This is a genomic window from Janibacter sp. GS2, assembly GCF_051200835.1.
Lineage (GTDB): Bacteria > Actinomycetota > Actinomycetes > Actinomycetales > Dermatophilaceae > Janibacter.
Window position 1 is genome coordinate 1607212 of record NZ_CP195161.1, and the last position, 16345, is coordinate 1623556.

Here is a 16345-nt window from a genome sequence, read left to right on the forward strand (position 1 = left end):
GGTGTTCCACGTCATGTGAGGTGGATCATATGGTCCATCTGTGGATCTCAGAGGTGAGTTCATGAGCAGTCGGTCGGAGCAACGCCACCACAACCCGTACCACGACGAGGACTCGGCGCTGCTCGAGGGCCTGGGCTACAAGCAGGAGCTGACTCGACGATTCGGCGGCTTCAGCAACTTCGCCGTCTCCTTCTCGATCATCTCCGTGCTCGCCGGTTGCATCACCAGCTACGGCATCGCCATGGCTGCCGGCGGGCCCATGGCGATCTCGATCGGCTGGCCGCTGGTCGGGGTGTTCGTCGTCTGCGTCTCCCTGGCGATGGGCGAGATCTGCTCGGTGTACCCCACCGCCGGCGGGCTCTACTTCTGGGCCGGCCGGCTCGCGCGCAGGAACAAGCGTGTGTGGGCCTGGTACGTGGGCTGGTTCAACTTCATGGGCGAGGTCGCCGTGACCACGGCCGTGGACTTCGGGGCGGCCGTGACCTGGATGGCCTTCCTCGATCTGTCCCTCGGCATCGACGCCACGTCGAACTCGACGTTCATCGCCTTCGTCGTGATCCTGCTCGTGCACGGCCTGCTCAACGCCTTCGGCGTCAACCTCGTGCAGCTGCTCTCCGCGGTGTCGGCGTGGTGGCACCTCGTGGGCGTCGCGATCATCGTCGTCGCGCTGGCCTTCGTCCCCGACCAGCACCAGAGCGCCTCCTGGGTCTTCACGGAGTTCAAGAACGAGACCGGGTGGTCCAACGGCTTCTTCGTCTTCCTGCTCGGTCTGCTCATGGCCCAGTACACCTTCACCGGGTACGACGCCTCGGCCCACGTGGCGGAGGAGACCCGCAATGCGTCCGTCGCGGCGCCCAAGGGCATCGTCAACTCGGTCGTCGTCTCGCTCTTCGCCGGGTGGGTGCTGCTGCTGGCCGTGACCTTCGCCGTCCAGGGCGAGTCGGGCTGGACCGCTGCCGCCGAGTCGGAGATCGGCCTGCCCCCCGCGCAGATCTTCATCGACGGGGCGGGGAACACCATCGGTCTCGCGCTGCTGCTCATCTGTGGCGTCGCCCAGTTCTTCTGCGGCATGGCCTGCGTGACCTCGAGCTCGCGGATGTCCTTCGCCTTCTCCCGCGACAACGCGCTCCCGGGCTCTCGCTGGTGGGCCAAGGTCAACCCGCGGACCGGGACGCCGACCAACTCCATCTGGCTCGTGACCGTCCTGTCGATCATCCTCGCCAGCCCGGCCCTGTTCTCGACCACCGCCTACCTCGCGGTGACCTCGATCGCGGTCATCGGCCTCTACATCGCCTATGTCACGCCGGTCTTCCTGCGCCGGATCAACCCGGACTTCACCCAGGGCAAGTGGGGACTCGGGCGGTGGAGCGCCGTGATCGGCTGGATCGCCGTCGGCTGGGTGGTCTTCATCGTCGTCCTCTTCATGATGCCGCCCGCGTCCCCGGTGACCATCGAGACCTTCAACTACGCCCCTCTGGCGGTCGCGATCGTGGTGGTCCTGTCGACGGTCACCTGGTTCCTCGGTGGTCGCAAGCACTTCATGGCCGACGTTCCCGAGGGGCACGACACCGTGCCGCCCTCGGAGATCTTCCGCTGACATGGGGTCCGTGCCACACCCGTCCGAGGAGCCCTGGCTGCCGGCCGCCGTCCTGCGGCCGGCAGCGGGCAATGCCTTCGAGTCCACCGTCGAGCAGCTGGCGACCGCGATCCGGCTCGGCGTCTTCGCCGACGGGGAGCTGCTGCCGCCCGAACGCGAGCTCGCCGCCCGCCTCGGGGTCTCGCGGATGACCCTGCGCGACGCCATCGCAGCACTGCGCGACTCCGACATGGTCGTCACCCGTCGCGGTCGTGGTGGTGGGACGCGCATCCGCTGGGCGGGCGAGGTTCCCGGCGAGGGGAGTCCGGGTCGTCAGCGCTCGGCCCCACGACGGGGGGCCGACCTGGAGGACGCACTGGTCTTCCGCGCGGTGGTCGAGCCGGGAGCTACGGCTGCCGCCGCGCGCAGGGCCCTCGCCGGTGACCAGCGGGCCTGGCTGGTCCAGTGCCGGGGCGAGGTCGAGGATGCCCCCGACGAGGGTGCACACCGGGTCGCCGATGCCCGTCTCCACCTGGCGCTCGCGACCTGTTCGGGATCGCCCATGCTCGTCGAGGCGGTCACTCGGGCCCAGGCGGCGATGCAGGAGCTGCTGGGGGCCATCCCGGTGCTTCCCCGCAACATCGCGCACAGCAATGCCCAGCACGAGACGGTCGTGCAGGCGATCCTCGACGGGGACCCCGAGAGGGCCCGGGCCGCCATGGAGGAGCACTGCGAGGCGACGGCCGCCCTGCTGAGGGGCCTCCTCGGATGACCGCACCGATCCCTGACCCCGCCGCCACATCGGCCCGGCGCCACCCCAGAACCTCAGCAGCGATGACCCAGAGGAGCTCTCCATGAGCGCAGCACCGAACTACAGCATCGACCAGCTCCGCCAGGACATCGGGTCCGGCGATGTCGACACGGTGGTCGTCGCCTTCACCGACATGCAGGGGCGCCTGCAGGGCAAGCGGGTCCACGGCCAGTTCTTCCTCGACCACGTCATGGAGAGCGGGGTGGAGGGGTGCAGCTACCTGCTCGCGGTAGACGTCGACATGAACACCCTCGAGGGCTTCGCGATGACCTCCTGGGAGTCGGGCTACGGGGACTTCGAGTTCGCCCTCGACATCGCGACCCTGAGGCGGACGCCGGGGGAGCCAGGGTCGGCCATGGTGCAGTGCGACCTCGTCTGGAACGACGGCTCCGGCCCGGTGCGCCCCTCCCCCCGGGGCATGCTCACCAGGCAGATCGAGATGGCTGCCGAGAGCGGGTTCGAGGCCTTCGCGGGGACGGAGCTGGAGTTCATCGTCTTCGACGACTCCTACGACGAGGCATGGCGGCGTCGCTACCAGGACCTCCAGGGCAGCAACCGGTACAACGTCGACTACTCGGTGCTCGGTGGTGGGCGGGTCGAGCCGCTGCTGCGCGACATCCGCAACGAGATGTACCGCGCAGGGATGGTCGTCGAGTCCGCCAAGGGCGAGTGCAACCTGGGCCAGCACGAGATCGGCTTCCTCTTCGACAAGGTGATGCCGACCTGCGACAACCACGCCGTCTACAAGAACGGCGCCAAGCACATCGCCTCCCTGCACGGCCAGTCCTTGACCTTCATGGCCAAGTTCGACGAACGCGAGGGCAGCTCCTGTCACATCCACATGTCGCTGCGCGGCGACGACGGGAGCATCGTCTTCGCCGATGAGGCCAGGGACGGCGGCCGGAGCGAGCTGCTGGACCACTTCATGGCCGGTGTCCTGGCGACGATGCGTGAGTTCACCTACTTCTACGCGCCGAACATCAACTCCTACAAGCGTTTCGCCGAGGGGTCCTTCGCGCCGACGGCAGTGGCCTGGGGGACCGACAACCGCACCTGCGCGCTCCGGGTCGTCGGCCACGGGGCCGGACTGCGGATGGAGAACCGACTGCCGGGTGGGGACGTCAACCCCTACCTGGCGACCGCGGCGATGCTGGCGGGCGGCCTGTACGGCATCCGTGAGTCCCTGCCGCTGCCGGAGGCCTGCAGCGGAAACGCCTACACGTCCGGCCACGAGCAGGTACCGATGACCCTGGCCGAGGCACGTGACCTGCTGGCGGGGTCGACGATCGCGCGCGAGGCCTTCGGGGAGGACGTCATCGACCACTACGTCAATGCCGCAGACAAGGAGGTCACGGCGTTCAACCACGCCGTGACCGACTGGGAACGTGTCCGAGGATTCGAGAGGCTGTGAGCGCACCCGTGAGCACCCATGACGTGATCAACCCGGCGACCGAGGAGCGGGTCGACGCCGTTGACCTGCTCGGCGTGGACGAGACGGACGAGGCCATCGCCGCGGCCACGGTCGCCCAGCGGACGTGGGCCGCGCTCGCCCCCGCCGATCGAGGCCGGTTGATGCGCCGCTTCGCCGATGTCGTCGACGGGCACATCGACGAGCTGGCCCGGCTGGAGATCGCCAACTCGGGGCACACGCTCGGCAACGCGACCGGGGAGGCGAGCAACGTCCGCGACGTCCTCCACTACTACTCCGCGGCTCCCGAGCGGCTCCTGGGTCAGCAGATCCCGGTGGCCGGTGGTCTGGACGTCACCTTCAAGGAACCCCTCGGCGTGGTGGGGATCATCGTGCCGTGGAACTTCCCGATGCCGATCGCCGGCTGGGGCCTCGCGCCCGCACTCGCGGCGGGGAACGCGGTGGTGCTCAAGCCCGCGGAGCTGACCCCGCTGACCGCGATCCGTCTGGGGGAGCTGGCACGGGAGGCCGGGATCCCGGAACACGTCCTGACCATCCTCCCCGGCAAGGGGTCCGTCGTCGGTGAGCGGTTCGTCACCCATCCGGACGTGGCCAAGGTCTGCTTCACCGGCTCCACCGCCGTGGGCCAGCGGATCATGCGGGGGGCTGCGGACCGGATCAAACGGATCACCCTGGAGCTCGGCGGCAAGAGCGCCAACATCGTCTTCGAGGACGCCGACATCGCGGCCGCGGCAGCCGCCGCTCCCATGGCGGCGTTCGACAACGCCGGACAGGACTGCTGCGCCCGCAGCCGCATCCTCGTCCAGCGCTCGGTCCTCGACTCCTTCATGGAGCGCTTCGAGACCGCGGTCAAGGACATCGTCGTCGACGATCCGGCTCTGGGCGGGACCCAGATGGGGCCGCTCGTCAGCTCGGGCCAGCGAGAAGCCGTCCGCGGCTTCGTCGAGGACGCCCACGAGGACGTGGACATCGCCTTCCGTGGCAGCGCGCCGCAGGGCGCGGGGTGGTGGTACCCCCCGACCGTGGTGCTGCCGACCGGCACGCAGGATCGGATCTGGCGGGAAGAGATCTTCGGACCCGTGGTGGCGGTCCTGCCCTTCGACGACGAGGAGGACGCGATCGCCAAGGCCAACGACACCGACTACGGGTTGTCCGGGTCGATCTTCACCCAGGACGTCGGGCGCGCCATTCGCGTCTCCCGAGCCGTCGAGGCCGGCAACCTCTCCGTCAACAGCCACGCCAGCGTTCGCTACTCCACGCCCTTCGGCGGCTTCAAGCAATCGGGACTGGGGCGGGAGCTCGGGCCGGACGCCCTGGACTCCTTCACCGAGATCAAGAACGTGTTCATCGCCACGTGAGCACCCCCCCTTCCACCTCACGGGCCACTGGGCCGCGGGGCCCGGCGGCTCCATCCACGACTGAGAGGACTGACATGACGGGACGCATCGACAAAAAGGTGGCTGTCGTCACCGGCGGATGTTCCGGTATCGGACTGGCCACCGTGCAGCGCTTCGCGCAGGAGGGCGCCGAGGTCGTCATCGGCGATCTCGATGAGGTCAACGGCCCGGGGATCGCGCAGGAGGTCGGTGCGACCTTCGTGCGCTGCGACGTGACCACCAAGGATGACGTTGATGCCCTCTTCAGGAAGGCCTTCGACACCTTCGGCAGCGTCGACATCGCCTTCAACAATGCGGGCATCTCACCGCCGGACGACCAGTCGATCCTCGACACCGACCTCGAGGCCTGGCAGAGGGTCCAGGACGTCAACCTCACCAGCGTGTACTTGTGCTGCAAGGCCGCGCTCCCGTACATGCTCGAGCAGGGCCACGGGTCGATCATCAACACCGCATCCTTCGTGGCGGTCATGGGGGCGGCCACCAGCCAGATCAGCTACTCCGCCTCGAAGGGAGGCGTGCTCTCGATGAGCCGGGAGCTCGGCGTGCAGTTCGCCCGCCAGGGAGTGCGGGTCAATGCGTTGTGCCCGGGGCCGGTCAACACGCCCCTGCTGCGGGAGCTGTTCGCCAAGGACCCCGAGCTCGCCGAGCGTCGGCTCATCCACGTCCCGGTGGGTCGATTCGCCGAGCCGGTCGAGATGGCGAACGCGGTCCTCTTCCTGGCCTCCGACGAGTCGAGCTTCATCACCGCCAACACCTTCATGGTGGACGGCGGGATCTCCGGCGCCTACGTCACGCCGCTGTGACGCTGATCGGGATCACCACCTACCGCGAGCCGGCCGACTACGGGACGTGGCGACAGGTTCCCTGCGCCCTGCTCCCGCACGCCTACGTCGCGCACGTCGAGGCCGCCGGGGCGACGGCGGTCCTCATCCCGCCGCGGGCCGATGTCGACGTGGAGTGGGCTCGTCGGCTGCTGCGACGCCTCGACGGTCTCGTCCTCGCCGGAGGGGTGGATGTCGAACCGGCCCGGTACGGCCAGGAGCCGCACCCGAGCGTCCAGTCCTCCCGTGCGGACCGGGACACCTCGGAGCTCGCGCTGGCCCGGGCGAGCGCGCTCATCGATCTGCCGACGCTGGGCATCTGCCGAGGGATGCAGGTCATGGCCGTGGAGCGCGACGGGTCGCTGACCCAGCACCTGCCGGACTCCGTGGGCCACGATGACCACTCCATCGCTCCCGGGAGGTACAACGACCACACGGTCCGGCTGACCGAGGGGAGCCTGGCGCACCGCGTCCTCGGTGACGAGGTGGTGGTGCCCAGCTACCACCACCAGGCGGTGGAGACCCACCCCGGGTACGCCGCCTCCGGCCGGGCGCTGGACGACACGCTCGAGGCGCTGGAGGACCCGGACGCCTCCTTCCGCCTCGCCGTGCAGTGGCACCCCGAGGTCGGGCAGGACAGCAGCCTCTTCCTCGCCCTGGTCCGGGCCGCACGCGTCCACGATCCGGACGCATAGGGGTCGGCCGGACGGCATGGTGGGATGCTCATCAGGTGATGCCCTCGATGACGACCCGCGCCGCTACCGCGGCCGAGCTCATTATCTAGGCGCGACGAGCCACCTGCTCGTCGCGCGGACCTCCCACACCCGGGGGGTCTTTTGCTTTGTCGGGCAGGCGGCGACGAAGCATCGGGTCCGGGGCATCACCCCCAGCAACGGATCGGCGCGACGAGCGGGTGTCACACTTCCCGCAGGGGCACCGCCCCCTTCGTTCCCCACCGGAAGACCACGATGCACGGCTTTCACGTCTATGACACGACCATGCGCGACGGTGCCCAGCAGCAGGGCATCAACCTCTCGGTCGCGGACAAGCTGGCGATCGCCCGTCACCTCGACGAGCTGGGCGTGACCCACATCGAAGGGGGATGGCCCGGCGCCAACCCCAACGACACCGAGTTCTTCGCCCGGGCCCGCACCGAGCTGGACCTGCACTCGGCCACGCTCGCGGCCTTCGGCGCCACGCGCCGAGCCGGGGGACGGGCGGCGAGCGACCCGCAGGTGCAGGCCCTGCTCGACTCCGGCGCGCAGGTCGTCACCCTCGTGGCGAAGATGCACCCGGGCCACGTCGAGCGGGCGCTGCGGACCACCCGCGAGGAGAACCTCGCGATGATCCGCGACACCGTGACCCACCTGCGCGAGCAGGGCAGGACGGTCATGGTCGACGGCGAGCACTTCTTCGACGGCTACGTGCTCGACCGCGACTACGCGCTGGCCTGCGTCACCGCGGCGCACCGGTCCGGCGCGGAGGTCGTGGCCGTGTGCGACACCAACGGTGGGATGCTGCCCGGCCAGGTGCACGACGTCGTCGCCGACGTCATCGCCGCGACCGGTGCACGGCTGGGCATCCACTGCCACAACGACACCGGCTGCGCGGTCGCCAACTCCATGGCCGCGGTGGAGGCCGGCGCCGACCACGTCCAGGGGACGATCAATGCCTACGGCGAGCGGACCGGCAATGCCGACCTCATCACCGTCGTCGCCAACCTCCAGCTCAAGCTCGGCATGGACCTCGTCGACCCGCACCGCCTCCGGGACGCGACCCGCATCGCTCACGCGGTGAGCGAGGTGACGAACTTCCCGCACTTCTCCCGGCAGCCCTATGTCGGCTCGGGAGCCTTCGCGCACAAGGCCGGCCTGCACGCCAGCGCGATCAAGGTCGACCCCGACCTGTACCAGCACATCGAGCCGAAGGACGTCGGCAACGACATGAGGATGCTCGTCTCCGACATGGCGGGGCGGGCCACGGTGGAGCTGAAGAGCCGCGAGTTCGGCGTCGACCTCGCCGGGGACGACGCGGCCCTGACCCGGGTGCTCGCGAGGGTCAAGGAGCTGGAGCAGCGCGGCTACACCTTCGACGCGGCGGACGCGTCCTTCGAGCTGCTGCTGCGGCGCGAGCTCGACCAAGAGCCGCCGGAGTACGCGCAGATCGAGTCCTGGCGGATCATGATCGATGCCCTCGGTGGTGCCGACGCCCTGTCGGAGGCGACGGTCAAGGCGCTCGCCGGCGGTCAGCGGCTCGTCGCGACCGGGGAGGGCAATGGACCGGTCAACGCGCTCGACCAGGGCCTGCGACAGGCGCTCGCCGTCGTCTACCCGGAGGTCGAGCGCATCGAGCTCATCGACTACAAGGTGCGCATCCTCGACGCCGCGCACGGCACCGACGCGACGACCCGCGTGCTCATCGAGCACAGCGACGGGGTGACCACGTGGGCGACCGTCGGGGTGGCTCCCAACATCGTCGAGGCCTCCTGGGAGGCGCTGCTCGACGGGGTGACCTACGGCCTCATGCGTGCCGGGGTCCCCGTCCGCTGAGCCCCCCCACCCGGGTCGATGTATCGACGAGCGCTGGGACTCACTCAGACACATCGACCCGCGGCGGGACTCAGCCGGCGACGTGACCGAAGCGGTGCCGGGTGGTGCTCACCGCCTGCTCGCGCACGAAGGGGAGCAGCTCGCGGCGACCGGTCGCGAGGACCTCACCGGTGATGACGTCGACCCCGCGCGCGACGAGGTCGTCCACGAAGGCCGTGGTGGCCCGGCCGACGAGGCGGACCCGACCACCGCCCACGTGCTCGGCGCGCTCCAGGCAGGAGGCCTCGTCCTCGGTGATCACCTGCACATGGCCGATGCTCGCGGGCAGGTCGAGCGCCGGGTCGGCGGAGACCAGCGTGCGGGCACCGGTGAGCGTGGCCGCGGCGACGAGGCGCACGAGCTCGACGACCGGGGTGTCGTCACCGGCGCGCACGAGCAGCAGCGGGCTGCGGCGGTAGCGGAAGACATTGGTCTCGACGCCCAGGGCGCTCTTGTCGTGCTCGACGCCGAGCTCGCTCGCCCACGCGGCAGCGTCGCTGGCCAGGGCCGAGTCGAGCCAGGCCCGCTCCTCCTCGGTCACGCGCGCGCCGAGGGCCGCGAGCTGGGACTCGACGGTGCGGGACACCGCGGAGGTGGGGGTGGCTCCCGTCGTCGGCAGCCCGTCGGCCGACCACGTACCGAGCTGGGCGACGTAGTTCGGGCCGCCCGCCTTGGCGCCGGGGCCGATCGAGCTGGCCTTCCACCCACCGAAGGACTGCCGCTGGACGATGGCCCCGGTGATGTGCCGGTTGACGTAGCCGTTGCCGACCTCGGCCGCGTCGGTCCACGTGGCGATCTCGGCCTCGTCGAGGCTGTGCAGGCCGCCGGTGAGACCGAAGTCGGTCGCGTTCTGCAGCTCGATCGCCTCATCGAGGGAGCCTGCCCGCATCAGTCCGAGGACCGGCCCGAAGACCTCCGTGAGGTGGAAGAAGGATCCGGCACGCACGCCCTCCTTGACCCCGGGCGACCACAGGCGACCGGTCTCGTCGAGCGGCTGCGGCTCGACGAGCCAGGACTCGCCCGGCTCGAGCGTGGTCAACGCCCGGCGCAGCTTGCCGCTGGGCTTCTCGATGACCGGACCCATCCGGGTGCCGAGGTCGCTCGGCCACCCGACGGCGATCGACGCGACGGCGTCGACGAGCTGACGGCGGAAGCGCGGCGAGTCGGCGATCGACCCGACGAGGATGCCGAGGGAGGCGGCGGAGCACTTCTGCCCGGCGTGGCCGAAGGCGGAGGAGACGAGGTCGGCGACGGCGAGGTCGATGTCCGCGGAGGGGGTGATGACGAGGGCGTTCTTGCCCGAGGTCTCCCCGAGGACGCGGGCGCCCTGGTCGCGGCCGGCTCGCCAGCCCGCGAAGAGCCGCGCCGTCTCGCTGGCCCCGGTGAGCACGATCGCCTCGACGTCGGCGTGGGAGACCAGGTGTTGGCCGACCTCGTCCTCGTCGGTGCGCACCACCTGGAGCACGTCGCCTGGGATGCCGGCGGCGTGCAGTGCATCCACGGCCTCCTCGACGCACCCGGGGGTCTGGGGCGCCGGCTTGATGATCACGGCGGACCCGGCGGCCAGCGCCGCGAGGACCCCGCCGATCGGGATGGCGACCGGGAAGTTCCACGGCGGGGTGATCAGCGTCAGGGCGAAGGGGGTGAACCGCGCCCCGTCGGCCATGGGACCGTCCTCGAGCTCGAGGGCCCGGTCGGCGTAGTAGCGGGCGAAGTCGACCGCTTCGGAGACCTCGGGGTCGGACTCGGCGACGGTCTTGCCGGCCTCGGCGGCCATGACCGCCACGAGGGCCTCACGTCGGGAGTCGAGCTCTCGCGCGGCCGCGCGCAGCAGCTCCGCGCGCTCGGCAGCCGGCCGGGCCGCCCAGCCCGCGTGCGCCGTGACGCCGGTCGAGACGACGGAGTCGACCTCGGTGGTGCTCTGCAGGTGGGGCGAGGTCAACCCGGGGTGCTGCGTCGTGACCGCGCGGGCGGCCCACTCGCGGTTGGCGAGCAGCGACGGGTCGGCGTCAGGGGTGTTGGCGAAGGCGTCCCCGAGCGGCGGCCGCTCGGCGCTGCGTCGCGGCCCGGTCGGGGTGTCGCCGATGGCCGTGACGCTCGCGCGGAACCGGGCCTCCTGGTCGGGCATGGCCGCTGCGTCGTCGGCGAAGAACGCGTGGATGTAGTTCTCCGGGGAGGAGCTCTCCTCGAGCCGGCGCACGAGGTAGGAGACCGCGGCGTCGAAGTCCTTCGGCGCCACGACCGGGGTGTAGAGGATGACGGTGCCGACGGCGTCGCGCACGGCGCGGGCCTGCGCGGGCGACATCCCCTGGAGCATCTCGACATCGAGGGAGTCCTGTACGCCGCGGGCGGTCGCCAGCAGGTGCGCCGCAGCGACGTCGTAGAGGTTGTGCGAGGCGACGCCGAGCCGCAGGGCGCCCACGACGTCCTCGCGCAGGGCGCGCTCGACGCACCGCAGGTAGTTCGCGTCGACGTCCCCCTTCGTCGGGTAGGGCGCCGGCTCCCAGCCGTGCATCACCGCCTCGACCTTCTCCATGGCGAGGTTGGCGCCCTTGACGAGGCGCACCTTGATCGGCGCGCCACCGGCCTCCCGGCGTTCGGTGGCGAAGGCGATGAGCCGCTCCAGCGCGGGCAGCGCGTCGGGCAGGTAGGCCTGCAGCACGATCCCGGCCTCGAGGTCGAGGAACTGCGGCTCGGAGAGCATCGCCGTGAAGACCTCGATCGTCATCTCGAGGTCGCGGTACTCCTCCATGTCGAGGTTGACGAAGGCCCGCGGGCTCGAGGCCTTCGCCGTGGCGTAGAGCGGACGCAGCCGTTCGAGGCAGCGCTCGACCGTGCCGGCGGTGTCCCAGGCACTGATCTGGCTCACGAGCGAGGAGACCTTGATCGAGGCGTAGTCGACGTCCGCGCGCTCGAGGATCTCGCGGGTGCGCTCGGTGCGCGAGGCCGCCTCGTCCTCGCCGAGGACCGCCTCGCCGAGGAGGTTGATGTTCAGCCGGAAACCGTCGTCGCGGGCGGCGGCGAGGCGCCGGCCGAGCTTCGGGTCGCGGGCGTCGACGAGCAGGTGGCCGACCATCTGCTTCATCCGGGCGCGGGCGGCGGGCACGACGAGCGTGGGAGCGACCCGCGCCGCGTACGCACCCAGACCGAGGAGGCCGCGGTCGAGCGGACCGAGGAAGGAGGACGCGTCCGAGGCGACGATCCGGCTCAGGGCGTTGGCGGCGACCCGGTCGTCCTCCGGCCGGGCGACCCGGTCGACGAAGAAGACCGCGAGGTCGAGCCCGCCGTGGTCGGAGAGCAGCGCCGCGAGCTGGCCGGTGGTCTGCGCCTCGGCCTTGGTCTCCCCGGCGTGGGCGGCAGCGGCCCACCGCTCGGCGAGGGTCACCGCCTCCTCGACGAAGGGGGCGAAGGCCAAGGTCGCGGGGTCGGTCGCGGTGAGCGTCGTCATACACCGACGGTAGGACCGATGGACGACCTCCGCCACGGACATCTGTCACCAGTATGAGCGATCGCGTCATACACTTGTCTGATGGCTGACCTGCAGGACCTCGTCGACGAGGCCTCCACGCTCCTCGAGGCGCCGGTGACCCTCGAGGACCGCCGCTTCCGTCTCCTCGCCTCGGGCGCCCACGCCGGTGGGGCGGATCCGGTCCGGGTGGAGACGGTGCTGGGCCGTGGATCCGGGCCGCAGACCCGGGCGTGGTTCGAGAGCTTCGGCATCGCCCGTGCCCGCAGACCGGTGCACGTCAGCGCGGACCCGGAGCGGGGGATCGCCGCCCGTCTCTGCGTGCCGGTGCGCTGGCACGACGTGGTCCAGGGCTACCTCTGGGCGATCGAGCCACCCGAGGGCCTCGCGCCCGAGCGGGTCCGGGCGGCCGAGGACCTCGCGGCGCACGCGGGGGAGGTCCTCGCCCGACGCGCGTCGCGTCGCCGGGAGACCGAGCGGCTCGTGCTCGACCTGCTCGAGCCGACGGCCGTCGGCAGTGGTGCGGCAGCCCGCGAGCTGGCCGACGACCTCGCGCTCCCACCCGAGGCGAGGGTCGCCGTCGCCGTGCTCGGCACGGCTCCGGGGGAGTCGCTGCACGCCGACCAGGTGCTCGGGTCGGGGGGTGTCGCGCGCTGGGTCGGTGTCGCCGAGCGGGGTGGAGATCTCGTCCTCGTCGTCCCCGCGGGGCCCGCTGCCGCGGTCACCGATGTCGTCGAGGACGCCCTGGCGGGACTCGACCGGCACGAGTCATCGGGCGCCGTGGCCGGTGTCGGCGAGGACGTGCCCCTGACGCACGCGGCGACGTCCTACCGAAGGGCGCGGGCCGCCCTTCGCGTGGTGCGGCCACCGACCGCGGGGACGGACACCCGGCCCCCGGCCCTGCGGGTGCACCCGTGGTCGTCGCTGGGGATCCGTCGCCTCCTGGGGGGCGAGGCCGGTGATGAGCTGGTCGAGGCGGTGCGGACCCCGGCGGTGACCGAGCTGCTCTCGGCCCCGGCCGGGCTCGTCGAGACCGCACAGGTCTACCTCGACGAGGCCGGCTCCGTCGCGGCGACCGCCGCCCGCCTCGGTCTGCACCGGCAGAGCGTCTACCACCGACTCCAGCGGATCGAGACGGTCACCGGCCTCGATCTCTCCCGGGGGCGCGACCGCCTCGAGCTGCACCTGGGGCTGCTCGTCCTGGACCCGCGGCCGGTCACAGCGAGCGGATGAAGACCACGCCGGCGCTGACGACGATCCCGGCGCCGAGCACCACGGCCGTCCAGGGTGCCCTGCGGGCCAACCACTCCGTCGCACGGTAGATCGCGGTGAGCGCGGCCACGGCCAGGGTGACGTGCAGCAGCAGGGCGAGCGCCGTGCCGGCGATCATCCCGGCCACCCTGAAGCGCCCCCAGACCTGGGCGATCACCAGCGGGATGGTCACCGCCCCTGCGGCTCCGGTGAGCAGTCGGGACCAGAAGGAGCCCTCGCCCATCCAGGGCACGCCCCCGAGGACGTCGACCAGGTCCGCCGTCGACCACAGCCCGAGCACGACGAGGACCGCGAGCGTGCCGATCGCCGTGACGCGCCAACGCCACCGCTCCACGCCCGACCAGCGCGAGTCACCGGTGACCATCATCGTCAGGGTGACCGCGGTCCACATCAGCCTGCGTCGCACGACGCCCGTCCCCGTGTCAGCCATGGCATCGCGGAAGACCCGGTTGGCCTCCTCGAAGTCGACCTCGATGCCCTCGGTGCTGATGTACGAGCGGCTTTGCGGTGTGCTGCCGACGAGGCCGTCGTGGAGGAGCGCGGCCGGGAGGTGACGACCGATGCGTGGGACCAGCCAGGCGAAGACCGATGGCACCGAGGCCAGGTCGCTGGTGAAGGTCGCCGGGTCGGCGGGCACGAGCAGCTCACCGAGCTCGCGGTCGAGGTAGGCGATGCGCCGTCCCATCCGGAACTCCCGGGGCGACATCTGCGGCGTGCGCTCCAGGACGATCAGCGGTGGCGAGGTCGGGTCGGGCGCGCCATCGACCGGCCCGCCGTCGTAGAAGCGTCGGGTCGGCGGGGGGAGCTGCTCGGTCACGACTCCAGCGTGGCAGGTGCCGGTGCGCGGGTCGCGAGGTCCTCGAGCACGGCGAGCAGCCGCCGGCGCAGGTCATTGGACGCCGTGGTGAAGCCACGTTGCCGCTCGACGTAGACGGCCTTGCCCTCCGGGGTCTCGATCGCCACCGGCTCGATGCCGAACCCGCTCACGTCATAGGGAGAGGCCGCCATGTCGAGCCGACGGATCTCACGTGCCAGCTCGAAGGCGGCGAGCGTCAGCTCGGACGGGATCGCCGGCGCGAGCGTGAAGCACCACTTGTAGACGTCCATCCCCGCATGGAGGCACCCGGGTTGCTCGAGGGCGGTCTGACCCTCGCGGGTGGGACGAAGGGCGTTGCGCTCCACCGCATCCGGCGTGAAGAAGCGATAGGCGTCGACGTGGCTGCAGCGGATCCGGTGCGACTCCACGACCGCGTCGGTGCTCTCCTGGCCCAGTCGCAGCGGCAGCTGCTCGTGGCGCTGCTCACCGGGGGCGAGGCGGTAGACCATCGCCCACTCGTGCAGGCCGAAGCAGTCATGGGTCCCGGGGCGCGACAGGGTCGCGGTGAGGAGGTTCCTGACGAAGGCGAGGGTCCGCCCCCTTCGCTCCACGAAGCCGGCGACGTCCAGCCGCGCGGTGCCCGCAGCGTCCACGCGGTATCCCGTGCGGTCCGCGTGGGTGTCCGCCGCGTCCGCCAGGGCGGTGCCCGGGCCCGGGTGCCACCGGCGCAGGTGACCCGGTCGGTGCGCGTAGTACTCGAAGAGGAAGTCCTCGACCGGGTGGCGCTCTCCGCGGCGGCGCCGGGCCCGGTGACCCGCGGTGAGCCGGTCCACCTCGTCGGCGTGCTCCTGCGCCCTCGCGAGCCACTGCTCCCTGGGCAGGAGGGTCTCGGTGGGGACATCCACGACCACAGGCTAACCGGGACGCCCCCGTCGCCTAGGGTGATCACGTGCGCATCGCGAGATATACCGAAGGGGACGACCCGGTCTACGGGCTCGTCGACGCCGGCGGGTCGAAGATCGCCGAGGTGAGCGGCGACCCGCTCTACCAGCGGATCGAGCTGACCGGGAAGACGACGACGGTCGAGGACGTACGACTCCTCGCGCCCGTCATCCCGCGCAGCAAGGTCATCGGCATCGGGCGCAACTACGCCGACCACGCCGCCGAGATGGGCAACGAGGTTCCGGCCGAGCCGATGATGTTCCTCATCCCGAACACCGCCGTCGTCGGGCCGCACGACCCCGTGGTCATCCCGTCCGCGCTCACCTCCGAGGTGCACTACGAGGGCGAGCTCGCCGTGATCATCGGCCGGATGTGCAAGGACATCGAGCCCGATGAGGCCACGAAGGTCGTCTTCGGCTACACGATCGCCAACGACGTCAGCGCGCGCGACCTGCAGCGCGGAGACGGGCAGTGGGCGCGGGCCAAGGGGATGGACACCTTCTGCCCGCTCGGTCCCTGGATCGAGACCGACCTCGACCCGCAGAACGTCTCGATCCTCACCCGGCGCGACGGCGAGGTCGTCCAGGACGGGCACAGCAGGGACATGGTCCACGGGGTCGCCGCGCTGATCAGCCACTGCTCCAAGGCCTTCACGCTGCTGCCCGGCGATGTCATCCTCACCGGCACCCCGGCGGGCGTCGGGCCGGTCGAGGCCGGCCAGCGCGTCGAGATCGAGATCGACGCCATCGGGACGCTGAGCAACCCCTTCGTCGCTTCCGAGTGACCGGGTGACGTGACGTGGACGTCGCCCGCTCGATCCCGCTCTTCGTCCTCGCGGCAGTGCTCGAGATCGGCGGGGCGTGGCTCGTCTGGCAGGGGATCCGCGAGCAGCGCGGCTGGGTGTGGATCGGCGCCGGGGTGCTCGCGCTCGGTCTCTACGGGGCCGTCGCGACCCTCCAGCCCGAGGCCGACTTCGGCCGCATCCTCGCCGCCTACGGCGGGGTCTTCGTCGTCGGCTCGCTGCTGTGGGGGATGGCCCTCGACGGCTTCGTCCCGGACCGCTGGGACGTCACCGGGGCGCTCGTCTGCCTCGTGGGTGTCGCCGTGATCATGTACGCCCCGCGCTCGGCCTGACGAAGGGGGCCTGTCGATCCGTCGTCCCGGCGACGGGAGCCCCCTTCGCCCGCCGGTCGCGGCCGGGGCCCGGGTCGGGGATACGATCGGCC

13 protein-coding genes are annotated in these 16345 nt (G+C 71.2%); 10 read left to right on the plus strand and 3 right to left on the minus strand.

All coding sequences use genetic code 11. The features are described 5' to 3' along the window. The first annotated feature begins 61 nt into the window (after positions 1–61). The 7 genes from ACR9E9_RS07850 to cimA all read left to right on the plus strand — a co-directional run bounded on the left by ACR9E9_RS07850 (position 62) and on the right by cimA (position 8583). Positions 62–1597 carry an amino acid permease gene (locus tag ACR9E9_RS07850; protein WP_435203358.1) on the plus strand — a complete coding sequence of 512 codons (1536 nt, stop codon included), beginning with the start codon at positions 62–64 and terminating at the stop codon, positions 1595–1597. 10 nt (positions 1598–1607) lie between these two features. Beyond that, on the plus strand, positions 1608–2348 hold the full coding sequence (locus ACR9E9_RS07855) for a FadR/GntR family transcriptional regulator (RefSeq protein WP_435203360.1): 741 nt from the start codon (positions 1608–1610) through the stop codon (positions 2346–2348). Between the two features lie 82 nt (positions 2349–2430). Next, positions 2431–3798 (plus strand): glutamine synthetase family protein, encoded by a 1368-nt coding sequence (locus ACR9E9_RS07860; protein ID WP_435203362.1) that lies wholly within the window; start codon positions 2431–2433, stop codon positions 3796–3798. An 8-nt stretch (positions 3799–3806) separates the two neighbouring features. Further along, a complete protein-coding gene (locus ACR9E9_RS07865) occupies positions 3807–5174 on the plus strand; it encodes an aldehyde dehydrogenase family protein (protein ID WP_435203364.1) in 1368 nt (455 codons plus the stop codon). Between the two features lie 74 nt (positions 5175–5248). Continuing rightward, positions 5249–6016 carry a 3-oxoacyl-ACP reductase gene (locus ACR9E9_RS07870; RefSeq protein WP_435203366.1) on the plus strand — a complete coding sequence of 256 codons (768 nt, stop codon included), beginning with the start codon at positions 5249–5251 and terminating at the stop codon, positions 6014–6016. Further along, positions 6013–6729 carry a gamma-glutamyl-gamma-aminobutyrate hydrolase family protein gene (locus ACR9E9_RS07875; RefSeq protein WP_435203368.1) on the plus strand — a complete coding sequence of 239 codons (717 nt, stop codon included), beginning with the start codon at positions 6013–6015 and terminating at the stop codon, positions 6727–6729. The genes ACR9E9_RS07870 and ACR9E9_RS07875 overlap by 4 nt, the downstream gene beginning before the upstream one ends. A 273-nt stretch (positions 6730–7002) precedes the next feature. After that, the gene (gene cimA, locus ACR9E9_RS07880; RefSeq protein ID WP_435203370.1) at positions 7003–8583 is read left to right on the plus strand and encodes a citramalate synthase; all 1581 of its coding nucleotides are present in this window, start codon (positions 7003–7005) and stop codon (positions 8581–8583) included. Between the two features lie 70 nt (positions 8584–8653). Here cimA and ACR9E9_RS07885 read toward each other — a convergent pair whose 3' ends face one another. Continuing rightward, complete coding sequence (locus ACR9E9_RS07885; RefSeq protein WP_435203372.1) at positions 8654–12070, minus strand: bifunctional proline dehydrogenase/L-glutamate gamma-semialdehyde dehydrogenase; 3417 nt, start codon at positions 12068–12070, stop codon at positions 8654–8656. Positions 12071–12151: 81 nt separating this feature from the next. Between ACR9E9_RS07885 and ACR9E9_RS07890 the strand changes: the two genes are divergently transcribed. After that, the gene (locus ACR9E9_RS07890; protein WP_435203374.1) at positions 12152–13321 is read left to right on the plus strand and encodes a PucR family transcriptional regulator; all 1170 of its coding nucleotides are present in this window, start codon (positions 12152–12154) and stop codon (positions 13319–13321) included. Here ACR9E9_RS07890 and ACR9E9_RS07895 read toward each other — a convergent pair. Then, the gene (locus tag ACR9E9_RS07895) at positions 13305–14177 is read right to left on the minus strand and encodes a DUF1353 domain-containing protein (protein ID WP_435203376.1); all 873 of its coding nucleotides are present in this window, start codon (positions 14175–14177) and stop codon (positions 13305–13307) included. The two genes, ACR9E9_RS07890 and ACR9E9_RS07895, sit on opposite strands and share 17 nt — an antisense overlap. Further along, positions 14174–15082 carry a 3-methyladenine DNA glycosylase gene (locus ACR9E9_RS07900; RefSeq protein WP_435203378.1) on the minus strand — a complete coding sequence of 303 codons (909 nt, stop codon included), beginning with the start codon at positions 15080–15082 and terminating at the stop codon, positions 14174–14176. Before ACR9E9_RS07900 ends, ACR9E9_RS07895 begins: the two co-directional genes overlap by 4 nt. 44 nt (positions 15083–15126) lie before the next feature. Between ACR9E9_RS07900 and ACR9E9_RS07905 the strand changes: the two genes are divergently transcribed. Both ACR9E9_RS07905 and ACR9E9_RS07910 read left to right on the plus strand, forming a co-directional pair. After that, positions 15127–15903 (plus strand): fumarylacetoacetate hydrolase family protein, encoded by a 777-nt coding sequence (locus ACR9E9_RS07905; RefSeq protein WP_435203380.1) that lies wholly within the window; start codon positions 15127–15129, stop codon positions 15901–15903. 14 nt (positions 15904–15917) lie between these two features. Beyond that, positions 15918–16253, plus strand: a complete 336-nt coding sequence (locus ACR9E9_RS07910; protein WP_435203382.1) for a YnfA family protein — start codon at positions 15918–15920, stop codon at positions 16251–16253. The last annotated feature ends 92 nt before the right edge of the window (positions 16254–16345 follow it).